Genomic DNA, 14404 nt, shown 5'->3' with positions numbered 1-14404 from the left:
AACACCTAATGTAGGGAGCGGGCCGGACGATGAGGAGTCCCGGCCGAAAGGCGCATGCCGCCTCCGGCCGCCAGCTTCAGTTGGCGGCCGTGCCGGTCTTGGTCTTCTTCGGCGCGCCGGTGGTTGCGGCGGACGCCTTCGGCGCAGCCTGCTTCGGCGGATCGGAGCGCATGCCGCCCCAGGGGTCGTTGGACGCCTTGGCGTCCGGAATCTTCTTCAGCGTTTCCTTGTAGGCCTTGTCACGCTCGGCTTCCGCGGCCTTCTCCTCCGGGGTCTTGCCCGGGCCCTCCTGCAGCAAATTGAGATTGGGCATTTGCGCGTAGGCCGGTCCCGCCAGCACGGCCAGCAGCACCGCCGCCATACGGAAAAGCTTCATCTTTGACTCCTTAGACCATTCATGGAGGCGCGGATCGCCCGTGCCTTGTCATCCCAGTGCGGCCGCTGAGGGGCCGCAGGAACCGCTACGATCGGCACGATTTCGGCGCGTGCAGCCAGTCGTCCCAGATCGGGCCGCACCTGGTGCACCCGTTCAGCGCCAGACCAAGCGCAAGCAGACAAAAGACGAGGACATACCGACGCAACATAACCCACCCTTACCCAACCAAGGCATCATATCGGGCGAAGTCGGGCATTTTCAAGCCGACCGGACCGGCATCAGACCGGGTGACTTTGCCGCGCCGATCCGCGCAGAATGGCCGAAACATCCGGCAACAATGGAGGACACGACAGCAATGCCATCGCAGCCAGAAGCCGAGTTCGGCATCACCGAGGCCAGACGCATCCTCGGCGAGGTCTTTGCACCCTGGGTCCAGGATCTCAACCTCTCGGTCGAGCGCATCGAGCACGCGCAGCCCGCGGATGCGCCGGACTGGCAGCCGGGCGCGCTGCTCCGGATGGCATTTTCGGAGCGGCTGTGCCGGAACGGCGGCGTGGTCTGCGGCCAGGCGCTGATGGCCCTCGCCGACACCGCGATGGTGATCGCAATCCTCGCCGCCAATCGCGGCTACCGTCCGATGACCACGGTCGACCAGACAACGCATTTCATGCGCGCCGCCACCTCGTCGGACGTGCTCGCAGACGCCCGCGTGGTGCGGCTCGGGCGCACCATGAGCTTTGGCCGCGTCACGCTGCTCTCGGCCGCCGACAACAAGCCGGTGGCGATGGTGTCGAGCGCGTTCGCGATGTTGCCGGGATGAGCCCCACGAAAAATGAAGAGAGCCGCGTGAACGCAAGGCGCATCGCGGCTCTCCATCACGTTCGCATCGAAGCGAGAGGCCGAAGCGCGATTGCGTCCGCACTTCAGTCCGCTTCAAGAGTTACTTGCCGAGGATCTCGTCCGCCGCGGTGACGACGCTGACGGTCGGATTCTTTCCGCAATAGGCACCGAACTTCTTGGCGTTCTCGATGAACACCTCGGTGTCGATGATCGCGTTGTCCTCGTCGCCCTTGTACCAGCCGTCCATCCAGGTCAGCACGACCGCGATGTTGTCTTCGCCGCTCTCGAGGAACTGCTTGCAGGTCATGGTCGAGAGGTCCCACTTGACGGCGTGGGCGGGCATCGACGACAGCGAGAGCGCTGCGGCGAACAGGATCGAAAGCATGGTCTTCATCGGAATCTCCATCGGCGCGTAAGGCCACAAAGGAAAGGCTTGTGAGGAAAGTCGTCGGGACGTGACTGACCGCTTCAACGTCGTAAACGAAGTCTGAAGCGCTGTGCAAATAGCGCCAGTATTGAGTTTAGTTCAACGTAATTTCTATGCACTACTTCACAATCATCATTGTGGATTAACGCAGATGACCGAGAAGCGTGCAGCCCAACGTTACCGTGTTTTCAAGGGTGGAACGATCACCTTTGAAAACAACGGCATCGCGTGCACCGTGCGAAACATGTCCGCGGGCGGCGCGGCGATCGACCTCGAGACCCCCGTCACATTGCCGCAATCGTTCACACTCTCGATCGCGCGCGACAATTTCGTGCGGACTTGCCGCCCCGTATGGCGCAGCGACAGGCGCGTCGGTCTCGCTTTCGTGCAATAGCGCGCACGATGTGAACGACTGTTCGTATCGCATCCACAATGCGGTTATGAGTGCCTGCTACGATGGCAGCGGCGCAAGGCGCAGGCCCGCCATCGCGCGTGCGATCGCCGACGATGCCGCAAACTCTTGCACTGGGACGTTCGAGATCATCGGCGGCGCCGAGCGCCGGAGAATCCTGCCGGCCGTCAGATCGACTGCGACCATCTCGCTCTCGACCGGCCACATCGGCTCGCCGGTGTCCGGGTCGAGCACGACGACAAGACCCTGCCTGGTCGGCCGGATCACGGCGTCGCGCCGACTGTCGCCAGTATCGAGGCGTGCCCGCTATCGTTCGGGCGCTTGTCGCCCCATCGCCACCCCGACGCTTCTCACGCGTTGCCCGGCCGCGACGACGACAAGAACAGCGCGATGCGAGCGGTCAAACGGCACAGGCGTGTCGCCAGTGCCCATCGCGCTCATTTGGGCTTCTTGGCAGGTTCAGGCGGACGGGCTCCGCTCCACGGATCGTACTTCTCCTTGGGCTCCGGAATGCGCTCAAGCGCGGCCTTGTAGGCCTTCTCGTCGACCTTGGGCTTGTTGTCCGTCTTCTGGGCGCCTTCGTTCGGCTGGCGTCTGCCGCCACCCATCTGCGCCTGCGCCGAGGCAACCGTCAGCGCCAGCACCGCCGCCGCTATGACCAAAATCCTCATCGGTGCAATCCCCCTCGTCTGGGATACAAACTAGCCCGCAATCCCGTAATAGCAAATGCCGGGGGTTCCAGGCCTTCAGCAAATCTTGATCGGCCGGGATTTTGCCAGATCGCATTCGTGCCTATCTGTTGGCCCGCGGGGGACCTTCACGGATGTTGCGGATCATTGCTCATGCGGCGCTGCTGGCCGGCGCGCTCGCGCTCGGTGCCTGCGGCTTTGCCGACAGCCGCGCGCCGGTGCCCGAGTTCATGCGCATGAAGGAAACCGAGCAGCCACCGCCCGAGCCGCCCCCCGACGTCAAGCGCGTGGTGCGCGAGCAGATCGATGTCGTCTTCGTCAACACGTCCTATCCGCGCGAGGTGCACGTCGCCCCGCCGCATCGTGAGGTGCGAGGACCCGGCTGGACGGCCTGCGTCCGCGCGCAGCTCACCTCCGCAACCGGCTCCGCGCTCGGCGCCCAGACCTACATCGTGACCATCAGCGGCGGAAAGGTCGTCGATCGCCGGCGCGCGGAAGCCGACGACATCTGCGGGACCGAGACCTACGAGCCGATCTAGAAACAAGCGGCGCCGTCAGCTCTGTGTAAGGTGGAATATCCTGAGGGCATCCCAGACCAGATCGGCCTTTCCGCTCGCTCAAGCTGCATCATGAAGAGCAATCGCGATACCGGCAGTTGAGGGTGAATGTCATTTGGACGTGCGCCGTTAAGGCAGGCTTGGACGATCATGGCGGCCGTCGGCATCCAGTAGCGCTTCAGCCTCCCCCAGAAAGGAAATCGGCAAACGGCTCCAAGCAATCATGATGATTCGCCGGATTGATGGGTTTCGCCCCCGGGAACATTGCCGACGTGCCAAATCCAGTTCCGGGAAAATCCTGCATTTGGGCCGGAACGATCGCCGCCTCCCATTCTTGTTACCGCAGTGGGCAGTTTCGGAGGAGGATATGATGCGGACATTTTCGATTGCACTGCTGGCGGGCGTCGCGGCCCTCGCTGCGGCGAGCGGCGCGAAGGCTGCCGACATCTACACGACCAGCGAATACGCCAACCCCGATCTCATCCAGGAAGTCCGGCTCGTCTGCGATGACGCCGGCAATTGCTATCGTACCCGCGGCGGGGCGCGCGTGATCGTGCGCGACTCCTACAACACCATGCCGCGCGAGCGCTATTATGAGCGCCGCACCTATCGCGACTGGGACGACGGCCCGCGAGGCGGCGTCGGCATTCGCGCGCCCGGTGTCAGCGTGGGCGTCGGTGTCGGCGGCGACCGCTGGTAATCATTAGAACCAAGACGGATGGGACCGGACGAGGCAACTCGCCCGGTCCCATCACATATGATTGCATCCGGTCACAGGCGTCAGGCGGCAACCGATTGCTGCTGAAATTGCTCGTAGGCTGCGATCGCATCGGCGGCGTACATCAGCGACGGCCCGCCGCCCATATAGACCGCCATGCCGAGCGTCTCCTCGATCTCCTCGCGCGTTGCACCGAGCTTGACAAGGGCCTCTGTATGAAAGCCGATGCAGCCGTCGCAATGCGCCGCGACGCCGAGCGCCAGCGCCATCAGCTCTTTGGTCTTCTTGTCCAGCGCGCCGTCACGCGTCGCGGCCTGGGCGAGCGCGGCAAATCCCTTCATGGTGTCGGGAATGTCACTCCGCAGCTTGCGCAGATTGGCGGAGATATTCCGGGTGATATCAACGTAGTTCTTGTCCATCAAATCCTCGCTAGCTGAATTTAGTCGTCGTGGAAGCCGCCTTGTGCGGCGTGCGCAGGGCGACGTAGATCGCAGGGATGACGAGCACGGTGAGCAGCGTCGAGGACGCGAGCCCGAAGAGAAGCGAGATCGCCAATCCCTGGAAGATCGGATCGAGCAGGATGGTCGCGGCGCCGATCATGGCGGCAAGTGCGGTCAGCAAGATCGGCTTGAAACGAACGGCGCCGGCTTCAAGCACGACCTCACGAAGCGACTTGCCTTCCCCGCCACTGTGCCGGATGAAATCGACAAGCAGAATCGAGTTGCGCACGATGATGCCGGCAAGCGCGATGAAGCCGATCATCGAGGTGGCCGTGAACGGCGCGCCCAGCAGCCAATGTCCCACCAGGATGCCGATCAGCGTCAGCGGGATCGGCGTCAGGATCACGAGCGGCAGGCGGAAGCTCTTGAACTGAGCGACGACCAGCACGTAAATGCCGAGAATGGCTGCACCGAAGGCGGCACCCATATCGCGGAACGTCACCCATGTGATCTCCCATTCGCCGTCCCACAGCAAAGTGGGACGGGATTCATCGGTCGGCTGACCGTGCAGGCTGATCGCAGGCTTCGGCAGATTGCCCCAATCATGCGCATCCACGCGATCCGCAACAGCCAGCATGCCGTAGAGTGGCGCTTCAAAACGCCCGGCAAGCTCAGCCATCACCATGTCGGCGAAGCGCCCGTCGCGGCGGAAGATCGTCGGCGAGCCCTCCTCCATGGTCGCCTTCACGACCTGGCCCAGCTCGACGACCGTCTTGCTGCCGGGCAGCGTGTTGGCCGGCACCGGTGTCGAGGCCAGAGCCTCGTCCCAGACCAAGTGGCGCTTGCCGAGATGCACCGCGATCTCGATCGGGTTGCGATCCTCGCCACGATGCGAGTAGCCGATCGAGATGCCGCCGAACAATGCCTGGATCGTGTCATAGACATCGCGCTGCTCGACGCCGAAAAACTCGAGCCGGTCCTGGTCGATCGACAGCCGCAGCCGCGGCCGCTTCTCGCCGATGGAATCGTCCACATCGACGATGAAGGGGACCTCGGCAAAGACCTTCTTCAGCTCGGCCGTCACAGCGCGGCGCGTCGCGGCGTCGGGACCGTAGATTTCGGCCAACAGCGTCGCCAGCACCGGCGGCCCGGGCGGCACTTCGACCACCTTGATGCTGGTGCCCTTCGGGATGTCAAGCGCCTTCAGCCTTTGCCGCAGCTCCAGAGCGATATCATGGCTTGCCCGATTGCGCTCGCCGCGGGCAGCCAGGTTGACCTGCAGCTCGCCCATCTCTGGCTTCTCGCGCAGATAATAGTGCCGCACCAGGCCGTTGAAATTGAACGGCGCCGGCGTGCCGGCATAGGATTGTAGCGAGGTTGCCTCCGGCAATTGCCGCGCGATCTCCGCCGCGCCGAACAGCGTGCGCTCGGTCGCCTCCAGGCTCGCCCCTTCCGGAAGGTCGACCACAACGGCGATTTCCGACTTGTTGTCGAACGGCAGCAGCTTCACCGTGACCGACTTGGTCGCGAACAGCATCATTGACAGCAGAGTCGCTATGCCGACGCCGAGCAGGAATGTCCAGGCGGCGCGCTTACTCCGAACGATGGGAGTGGCAAAACGCCGATAGAGCCGCCCCAGCCGCCCTTCCTGGTGGCCGGCCTCGATCCCTGCAACCTCAGTTTTCGGCGCCAGCTTGAGCATGAGCCAAGGTGCTACGACCATCGCTACAAAGAAGGAGAACAGCATCGCCGCCGAGGCATTCGCCGGGATCGGCGCCATGTAAGGGCCCATCAATCCAGAGACGAACAGCATCGGCAACAGCGCAGCGACCACCGTGAGCGTGGCAACGATAGTCGGGTTACCGACCTCCGCCACCGCCTCGATCGTCGCCTGCAATCTCGGCCGGCCGTCGCGCATGCCCCAATGCCTCGCGATATTCTCAACCACGACGATGGCGTCATCGACCAGGATGCCTATCGAGAAGATCAGCGCGAACAGACTGACCCGGTTGATGGTGTAACCCATCAGATTGGCCGCGAACATCGTGAGCAGGATGGTCGTAGGAATGACGACGAAGGTCACAACCGCCTCGCGCCATCCGATCGCGATCGCAATCAGCACTACGATCGAGACCGTGGCGAGCCCAAGGTGGAATAGGAGTTCGTTGGCCTTCTCGTTGGCAGTCTCGCCATAGTCGCGCGTCACCGTTACCTGAACGTCGTCGGGAATGAGGCGCCCCTTCAATCCCTCGAGGCGCCGGCCGATGTCGGCCGAGACCACGACTGCATTGGCGCCGGCGCGCTTGGCGAGCGCCAGGCTGACCGCGGGTACACGCGTCCACTGTCCCTTCTCGTCGCGCGCGTCGTTCCAGACCCGATGCTCGGCCGTATTTGGTCCGATGATGACGGAAGCGACGTCCTTGACATAGACCGGCCGACCGTCGCGCGTCGAGATCAAGAGCAATCCAATGTCGGGAATGCCCGCGAGCGTCTGGCCGGCCGCGACATTGCGCACGACGCCGGCATCGCGGACCTGGCCAGCCAGGAACGAGCGATTGGCGTCCTTCACCTTGGCCACGAGCTGCTGCAGCGTGACGCCGAACAGCGACAATTTTTCCGGATCTGGCTCGACCCTGATCTGCTGCGCCGCGCCGCCAGAGATGTAGGTCAGTCCGATGCTGTCGATCTTTATGAGCTCCGAGCGCAGCTTGTCGGCGAGCTCGAACAGGTCCTTGTCCGTCCAGCGCCCGGCCGCCTCTGGCTTCGGCGCCAGTGTCAATACCGTCACCGCGACATCATTGATGCCACGACCGACGATCAGCGGTTCGGGGATGCCGACTGGGATGCGATCGATATTGGCGCGGATCTTCTCATGGACGCGGAGGATCGCATCCTCCGACTTCGTTCCGACCAGGAACCGCGCGGTGACCATCACGCGGTCGTCCTCGGTCTGGCTGTAGACATGCTCGACGCCGTCGATGCCCTTGACGATCGCTTCCAGCGGCTTCGTGACGAGTTCAACTGCGTCGGGACCGCGCAAGCCATCGGCATTGACGCGGATATCGACCATTGGCACGCTGATCTGCGGCTCTTCCTCACGCGGGATCACCACGACGGCGATGATGCCGACCACGAGCGCCGCGAGCAGGAACAACGGTGTCAACGGCGAGGCGATCGTCGCCTTGGTAAGCCGGCCCGAGAGTCCGAGATTCACGGCCGCACCAATTGGTCGCCGGCACGGATGCCGGACAGGATCTCAAGCCCATCGGGAAGCGCGGGCGTCGGCAGCTCGCGACCGCGCTGCACCGGCACGTCGACAACCCCGCCCGCCTTCTGAAGCCGCACGTAGTCGATGCCGAACCGGGTCGTCACATAGCCTGCCGGAATGACGAATGCCTGCCGCAGGCCGCCGGAGATCCACACCCGCAGCCGATCCCCGACGAAGTATTCGCCGAGACCCTGGACGCTGGCGTCTGCAATGACACGACCTTCTTCGATCTGCGGGTAGACGAGATCGATAACGCCCCATTTGGATGCATCCTCGCCAAGCTCGGCGCCGTCGACCCGAATCCTGTCGCCGGCCTTGAGCAGACGCGCGTGCCGCTCCGGCACCCGCAACCGCAACTTGAAGTGCTGTTGCGCGACGGTGACGATCGCGTCGCCGGACATCACCACAGAGCCAACAGTCACGAGCTTTCTCAACACCCGGCCACCGGAAGGCGCCAGCACCTGACCCTCGCTGAGCTGCTGCGCGATCACGGCGCGCTCGGCGGTCTTCGCGCGCAGCCCGTTCTCGGCGACGTTCAGCGCGGTCCTCGCCTCGTCAAGCTTGACGCGCGGGAGGGTGCCGCGTTCGACAAGGCCTTCGATCCGCGAGAAATCGATCTGCGCCTGATTGGCTTGAGCCTGGAGCGCCTCGATCTGCGCATCGAGGGCCTTCATCTGAAGGGCCAGCTTCTCGTCACCAATGATCGCGATCGCCTGGCCGGCAGTAACAGGATCCCCTTCCCTGACATTGAGCTGGACCACAATTCCGCCGATACGTCCGCGCGCGGGCACCACGCTGACACTCTCCACCGTTGCAAACACGGCCTTTTCGTCTGCGACGGGGTGCTGTGTCACGGTGAACGCTTCCGCAGCGGCGAGACCGGTCTGCAGGGCGGTGGCCGCAAGAACCGCCAACAATCCTAGGAGTCGCATGGGGCGTGTCCGGGCGATCATGGAACCATTACACCGCGGCGCGGTGTCCTTGTGTGTGATTTCGTTCAGCTTTATCGGGGTCGCGCGTTGATCTTGCTCAACGCGCCGCAACTTGAGCGCTCGTAGATTTCACTTCGACCTTGCGGATTTGGGTGCACAAAACACCTGATAGAGCGTCTTCAGGATCTCGCGGGCCGGCTCGCTCGCGATCGAATAGAAAATCGTCTGCGCGTCGCGACGTGATGACACAAGGCCATCCTTGCGGAGGAGCGCAAGATGCTGAGAGACCGTGGAGTCTCGCAGGTTCAGGAACTCGGCGAGTTCGCCGACCGAGCGCTCACCCTCGATGAGCTGGCAGATGATGAGAAGCCGGTGGCGGTTGGAAAGCGCCTTCAACAGGTCGCTCGCCTGGTCGGCCGCCCGCTCCATGGTTTCGCTATCTATTTTCATACTTGCGTATATACGAATTTATGAATATCTTGTCAAGCGTCGCGGCAGAACAGCCAGGCCCAACTGGCGGAGCCGCTTATCCAACGGAGGTAACCCATGGCGGAAGTTGTCGTAATTGGAGCCGGTCTTAGCGGGACGCTGATGGCCTATGAATTGCTGCCCCAGCTCGGAAAGGACGATCGTCTGAGCGTGATCTCGCAGGGCGCTATCTATCACTTCGTCCCATCGAACCCCTGGGTCGCGGTCGGCTGGCGAAAGCGCGATGAGATCGAGATCGATCTCGTTGACATCATGAAGCGCAAGGGCGTGCGGCTGCTGACGCAGGGCGCCAAGCGCCTGCACCCGACCGAGAACCGCGTCGAACTCGGCGATGGCACGTCGATCAACTACGACTATCTGGTCGTCGCGACGGGGCCCGAGCTTGCCTTCGACGAGATTCCCGGCCTGGGCCCGCAAGGCCACACGCAATCAATCTGCCACGTCGATCACGCCTCGCACGCCAAGGACGCATTCGAAAAGCTCGCAGCCCGTCCCGGCCCGGTCGTGATCGGCGCGGTCCAAGGGGCCTCCTGCTTCGGCCCGGCGTACGAATTCCTGTTCATCCTGGAAACCGAGTTGCGCCGGCGCAAGCTACGCGATCAAGTCCCCATGACGTTCGTCACCTCGGAGCCCTATGTCGGCCACCTCGGCCTGGACGGCGTCGGCGACACCAAGGGCCTTCTCGAAGGCGAGATGCGCGAGAAGCACGTCAAGTGGATTACAAACGCACGCGTCAAGGGCGTCGAGGCGGGCAAGATGGTCGTCGAAGAGCTCGGCGAGGGCGGCGCGGTGCACAAGACACACGAGCTGCCCTTTGCATATTCCATGATGCTGCCCGCGTTCCGCGGCGTCGAGGCGGTTCGCGGCATCGACAAGCTGACCAACCCGCGCGGCTTCGTAATAGTCGACAAGCACCAGCGCAACCCCGCCTTCCCAAATGTCTTTGCCGTCGGCGTCTGCGTGGCAATCGCGCCGGTCGGTGCAACGCCGGTGTCGGTAGGCGTGCCGAAAACCGGCTTCATGATCGAATCCATGGTGACCGCGACTGCGCTGAATATCGGCGCCCTGCTCCGGGGCAAGGAGCCGAGCGCACAGCCGACCTGGAATGCGATCTGCCTTGCCGATTTCGGCGATTCCGGCGTCGCCTTCCTGGCGCAACCGCAGATTCCGCCGCGTAACGTCAACTGGTCGTCCAAGGGCGAGTGGGTGCACTACGCCAAGGTCGCCTTCGAGAAATATTTCCTCCGCAAGATGCGACGCGGCGAGAGCGAACCGTTCTATGAACGCTTCCTGCTCGACAAGCTGAACATCGCCAAGATCAAGGAGGTCCGGACGGGCACATGAGCGAGACACGCCAGATCGTCTGTGGGCATTGCGGGCGGACCAACCGCCTGCCAGCCGAGCGTACGCCGGAAGGCGCGCGCTGCGGCGCCTGCCACCAGCCGATGTTTACCGGCCATCCCATCGAGGTGGACGAGGAAGCCTTTGGACGTCATGTCGTCAACAGCGACATTCCCGTTCTGGTCGACGTCTGGGCGCCCTGGTGCGGGCCATGCCGCGCCATGGCGCCGATGTTCGAACGCGCCGCGCAGCAACTGGAGCCGCAGATCCGGCTGTTGAAGCTCAATTCGGACAACGCTCCTGCGTTGTCGTCGCGCCTCAACATCACCGGCATCCCGACCTTGCTGCTGATGCGCGGCGGACGCGAGATCGCCCGCCACGCCGGCGCGATGGATGCACGCAGCATTGTGGCTTGGACTCAAGCCAGCCTGACCCGTTCGTAACGCCAACATAGTCAAAGAGGAGCATGCCATGAATGTCGACAAAGCCGTTCTCGCCTTCGCAGGTTTCGTCGTCCTGCTTGGACTCGCACTGGGCACCTACGTGAATGCGTACTGGTATCTGCTGACGGCGTTCGCCGGGCTGAACATGCTGCAGGCCTCGTTCACGGGCTTCTGCCCCGCTGCGATCGTGTTCAAGAAGCTCGGCCTGAGCAGCGGCTGCGCGTTCTCTTGAGCGCGACGCGGCGAAGACAGCCCAATTCCACGGAGACAGTCCATGACCTATCACTTCTCGAAAACGGTCGACCTGCCGTTCGACGCAGCGGTTGCGGCCACGACCGCAGCGCTGAAGCACCATGGCTTCGGCGTGCTCACCCAAATCGACGTCAAGGATACCCTGAACAAGAAACTCGGGGCCGAGTTTCGACCCTACCTCATCCTCGGAGCATGCAATCCCAAGCTCGCCTATGAGGCGCTGACCCTCGAGGACAAGATCGGTACGATGCTTCCCTGCAACGTCGTAGTTCAGCAGCGGGAGGGCGGCAAGGTCGAGATTTCGGCAGTGGATCCTGTCGCCTCGATGGCGGCGATCGAGAATCCGAAGCTCGGCGCCGTCGCCGGACAGGTTCGCGAGCTGCTGAAGCAAGTCGTCGCCGAGATTGCGTGAAACCATTCGCAGATTGCAGAGGCCGACCATGAGCGACGACACCTTCATCGAGGGACCTCTCTACGAGAAGCGGAAGAAGGTCTATCCGCAATCCGTCCAGGGCCCTTTCCGCCGCATCAAATGGGCGATCCTCTGCGTCACGCTCGGGACCTACTATCTCCTGCCCTTCGTGCGCTGGAATCGCGGACCCGGCCTGCCGGACCAGGCGGTGCTGATCGATCTTCCGCATCGGCGCTTCTACTTCTTCTTCATCGAGCTGTGGCCGCAGGAGGTCTACTATTTCACCGGGCTCTTGATCATCGCGGCGATGACGCTGTTTTTGATGAACGCGGTCGCCGGCCGGCTGTGGTGCGGCTACATGTGCCCGCAGACGGTGTGGACCGACCTGTTCTACGCGGTCGAGCGCTGGGTCGAGGGCGACCGGCGCGAGCGCATGCAGGGCGACAAGCGCTACTGGACGTTCGATCACATCCGGAAGGTCGTGCTGAAGCACTTTCTCTGGATCATGATCGCCTGGTGGACCGGCGGCGCCTGGGTGCTGTATTTTTCCGACGCGCCGACGCTGGTGAAGGAGCTCGCCACCTTCCAGGCCCCGTTCATCGCCTATCTCTGGATCGGCATCCTCACCGCCACGACCTATGTCTTTGCCGGTCACGCCCGCGAGCAGATGTGCATCTACATGTGTCCGTGGCCGCGCATCCAGGCGGCGCTGACCGACGAATGGGCGCTCAACGTCACCTATCGCCGCGACCGCGGCGAGCCGCGCATGTCGGTGAAGAAGGCGGACGCGGCCCGCGCGCATGGCGATCGCGCCGGTGACTGCGTCGATTGCCATCAGTGCATAAATGTCTGCCCGACCGGCGTCGACATCCGCAACGGAATCCAGCTCGGCTGCATCCAGTGCGGCCTGTGCATCGACGCCTGCGACAACGTGATGCGCGAGATCGGCCGGCCCGCCGGCCTGATCGGCTACGATACCGACATCAACATGCAGCGCCGGCGAGAGGGCAAGGCGCCGCTCTACCGCATCATCCGTCCGCGCACGCTGACCTATGCCGCGGCCATCGCCATCGTCGGTGGCATCATGCTCTATGCCCTCGCGACGCGTACGACGATGGACGTCAACGTGCTGCATGAGCGCAATCCCCTCTTCGTCCAGCTCTCGGATGGCGGGGTGTGCGCAACGACTACACCGTCCGTATCCTCAACAAGGGCGCGCAGCGATCGTTTGCGCTCGAGGTCTCCGGTCTGCCCGGCGCCACCGTTCGCATCGCCGGCATCGAAGCCGGCTCCGACGGCAAGCCCGTCATCGAGGTCGGGCAGGATCAGACCCGCGAGGTCAGGCTGTCGGTGCAGGTCGGTCCCGGCGACCTGCCGAAGACCTCCCGCGACGTCGGCATCGCCATCACCGACACCGCCGGTGGCGGACGCGCAAGCGCCCGCGATCATTTCGTGCCGGGCGAGCAGTAGCTCCCACATGCCATGGCGCATCCGGCGGCTGCCGCCGGATGCTGAACGAGACGTTAACACTACCGCTCGAATTGAAGCGGTATCCCAACGGGATTTTCCAATCTTTGCGCTAAGGATGACCGCGTAACCCGGGCTCAGCCCGCGTGAACGGGGACGACGGGACGTGGTCGACATCGCGCACCAGGCAGCGATCAATCCGGCATCGGCAAAGCATGCCACGACGACGCGCGCGCTCGTCCCGCTTGATGCAATTGAAGCCGGCCAATGGCGCGCGCTTGCGCAGCGGGCGGTCGAGCCGAACGGATATTACCTGCCCGCCTGGGAACTCGCCGTCAGCGCGACCGCGCGCGGCCGCACGGGGGCCTCGGCACTGCCCGCATTCGACGGATCTTCGACGCGACTGATCGGGCTGATGCCGGTGATCTCGCTGTGGCGGGCATGGAAGATTCCCCTGCCCGCGTTGGTGAGCGCGCATCCCTATGGCACGCTGTGCAGCCCGCTGATCGACCGCGACGCGCCGATCGAGGCGGCGACGCGTCTGCTGCAGCAGGCGCGAGAGACCGGCGCGCATGCGCTCGTGCTGAACGACGTCGCGCTCGACGGCGCGGCCATGGCGTCGCTCAAACAGGCTCTCAATCGCGACGGCCTGAAGCCGCGTGTTCTCAGCTCCTACATCCGCGCCAGCCTCGATGCGACGCAGGACGGCGAGACGCTGCTGCGCGAGGCGCTCGGCGCCAGGAAGCTCAAGGAGCTGCGTCGCCAGCGCCATCGTCTCGAAGAGCACGGCCCCGTCGTGTTCGAGGTCGCGCGCCGGCCTGACGAGATCGGGCCCGCACTCGAAGCATTCTTGCAGCTCGAAGCCAGCGGCTGGAAGGGCAAGCGCGGCACCGCGCTGATCCAGCATGCGGGCGATGCGACCTTCATCCGCCGCGCGGTGCCGGCGCTGGCAGAGACCGCGCAGTGCGAGATCGTCACGCTGCGCGTCGGCACGATTCCGGTCGCCGCCGGCATCGTGCTGCGCCATCAGGACCGCGCCTTCTTCTTCAAGCTCGGCATCGACGAACGCTTTGCAAGATATTCGCCGGGCGTGCAGCTCACGCTCGACCTCACCCGTCGCCTCTGCGCCGACCCCGCCATCGCCAGCGCGGATTCCACCGCGAGCGCCGACCACCCCATGATCAACCCGATCTGGCGCGGGCGCTTTGCGATCGGTGACGTGCTGATTCCGCTGCGGCGGAACGATCCGGTCGTGCCGCTCGTTCACGCAGCACTGGTCGGCCTCAACGCCGCGCACGAGGCCGCGCGACGCGTGGTCCGCCGCCTCCGCAAATAAGCGAA

16 protein-coding genes and 2 pseudogenes are annotated in these 14404 nt (G+C 63.9%); 10 read left to right on the top strand and 8 right to left on the bottom strand.

All coding sequences use genetic code 11. From position 1 onward, the window contains the following. Positions 1-76 precede the first annotated feature (76 nt). Positions 77-376 carry a hypothetical protein gene (locus ACVWW6_RS22485; RefSeq protein ID WP_028173335.1) on the bottom strand — a complete coding sequence of 100 codons (300 nt, stop codon included), beginning with the start codon at positions 374-376 and terminating at the stop codon, positions 77-79. A gap of 355 nt (positions 377-731) precedes the next feature. On the opposite strand from ACVWW6_RS22485, the gene ACVWW6_RS22480 reads away from it, so the two are divergent. After that, positions 732-1196: a PaaI family thioesterase gene (locus ACVWW6_RS22480; RefSeq protein ID WP_027548603.1), complete on the top strand. Its 465-nt coding sequence runs from the start codon at positions 732-734 to the stop codon at positions 1194-1196. 120 nt (positions 1197-1316) lie between these two features. Here ACVWW6_RS22480 and ACVWW6_RS22475 read toward each other — a convergent pair whose 3' ends face one another. After that, positions 1317-1610, bottom strand: a complete 294-nt coding sequence (locus ACVWW6_RS22475; protein WP_028173333.1) for an HdeA family protein — start codon at positions 1608-1610, stop codon at positions 1317-1319. 184 nt (positions 1611-1794) lie between these two features. On the opposite strand from ACVWW6_RS22475, the gene ACVWW6_RS22470 reads away from it, so the two are divergent. Further along, a complete protein-coding gene (locus ACVWW6_RS22470; RefSeq protein ID WP_404521858.1) occupies positions 1795-2037 on the top strand; it encodes a PilZ domain-containing protein in 243 nt (80 codons plus the stop codon). 57 nt (positions 2038-2094) lie between these two features. On the opposite strand, the pseudogene ACVWW6_RS22465 reads toward ACVWW6_RS22470, so the two are convergent. Beyond that, positions 2095-2337: pseudogene (locus tag ACVWW6_RS22465) on the bottom strand (hypothetical protein); the annotation flags it as partial. A 155-nt stretch (positions 2338-2492) separates the two neighbouring features. Beyond that, complete coding sequence (locus tag ACVWW6_RS22460; protein WP_028173331.1) at positions 2493-2726, bottom strand: hypothetical protein; 234 nt, start codon at positions 2724-2726, stop codon at positions 2493-2495. Positions 2727-2878: 152 nt separating this feature from the next. Here ACVWW6_RS22460 and ACVWW6_RS22455 point away from each other — a divergent pair, with 152 nt between their 5' ends. After that, the gene (locus ACVWW6_RS22455; RefSeq protein WP_038967179.1) at positions 2879-3283 is read left to right on the top strand and encodes a hypothetical protein; all 405 of its coding nucleotides are present in this window, start codon (positions 2879-2881) and stop codon (positions 3281-3283) included. Positions 3284-3668: 385 nt separating this feature from the next. Beyond that, positions 3669-4001, top strand: coding sequence for a hypothetical protein (locus ACVWW6_RS22450; RefSeq protein ID WP_038967178.1), 333 nt, complete (start codon positions 3669-3671; stop codon positions 3999-4001). Between the two features lie 80 nt (positions 4002-4081). Here the strand turns inward: ACVWW6_RS22450 and ACVWW6_RS22445 are convergent, their stop codons facing one another. The 4 genes from ACVWW6_RS22445 to ACVWW6_RS22430 all read right to left on the bottom strand — a co-directional run bounded on the left by ACVWW6_RS22445 (position 4082) and on the right by ACVWW6_RS22430 (position 9088). Then, positions 4082-4438 (bottom strand): carboxymuconolactone decarboxylase family protein, encoded by a 357-nt coding sequence (locus ACVWW6_RS22445; RefSeq protein ID WP_011088514.1) that lies wholly within the window; start codon positions 4436-4438, stop codon positions 4082-4084. A 10-nt stretch (positions 4439-4448) separates the two neighbouring features. Further along, the gene (locus ACVWW6_RS22440; protein ID WP_456681392.1) at positions 4449-7673 is read right to left on the bottom strand and encodes an efflux RND transporter permease subunit; all 3225 of its coding nucleotides are present in this window, start codon (positions 7671-7673) and stop codon (positions 4449-4451) included. Beyond that, entirely contained in the window at positions 7670-8659 is a 990-nt protein-coding gene (locus ACVWW6_RS22435; RefSeq protein ID WP_038967177.1) for an efflux RND transporter periplasmic adaptor subunit, read from the bottom strand. Before ACVWW6_RS22435 ends, ACVWW6_RS22440 begins: the two co-directional genes overlap by 4 nt. Before the next feature lie 129 nt (positions 8660-8788). Further along, complete coding sequence (locus tag ACVWW6_RS22430; protein ID WP_236842090.1) at positions 8789-9088, bottom strand: ArsR/SmtB family transcription factor; 300 nt, start codon at positions 9086-9088, stop codon at positions 8789-8791. Between the two features lie 117 nt (positions 9089-9205). On the opposite strand from ACVWW6_RS22430, the gene ACVWW6_RS22425 reads away from it, so the two are divergent. From ACVWW6_RS22425 to ACVWW6_RS22400, 6 genes and pseudogenes are all read left to right on the top strand, one after another. Further along, a complete protein-coding gene (locus tag ACVWW6_RS22425) occupies positions 9206-10492 on the top strand; it encodes an NAD(P)/FAD-dependent oxidoreductase (protein WP_456681391.1) in 1287 nt (428 codons plus the stop codon). Next, on the top strand, positions 10489-10932 hold the full coding sequence (trxC, locus tag ACVWW6_RS22420; protein ID WP_011088519.1) for a thioredoxin TrxC: 444 nt from the start codon (positions 10489-10491) through the stop codon (positions 10930-10932). The genes ACVWW6_RS22425 and trxC overlap by 4 nt, the downstream gene beginning before the upstream one ends. A 28-nt stretch (positions 10933-10960) precedes the next feature. After that, positions 10961-11164 carry a YgaP family membrane protein gene (locus ACVWW6_RS22415; RefSeq protein ID WP_011088520.1) on the top strand — a complete coding sequence of 68 codons (204 nt, stop codon included), beginning with the start codon at positions 10961-10963 and terminating at the stop codon, positions 11162-11164. 42 nt (positions 11165-11206) lie between these two features. Next, a complete protein-coding gene (locus tag ACVWW6_RS22410) occupies positions 11207-11596 on the top strand; it encodes a DUF302 domain-containing protein (RefSeq protein WP_011088521.1) in 390 nt (129 codons plus the stop codon). 28 nt (positions 11597-11624) lie between these two features. Next, positions 11625-13066: pseudogene (ccoG, locus tag ACVWW6_RS22405) on the top strand (cytochrome c oxidase accessory protein CcoG). 163 nt (positions 13067-13229) lie between these two features. Then, on the top strand, positions 13230-14399 hold the full coding sequence (locus ACVWW6_RS22400; protein WP_456681390.1) for a GNAT family N-acetyltransferase: 1170 nt from the start codon (positions 13230-13232) through the stop codon (positions 14397-14399). Positions 14400-14404 lie beyond the last annotated feature (5 nt).

The organism is Bradyrhizobium sp. USDA 3311, from assembly GCF_054062495.1.
This window is presented reverse-complemented; position numbering and strand designations above follow the sequence as displayed.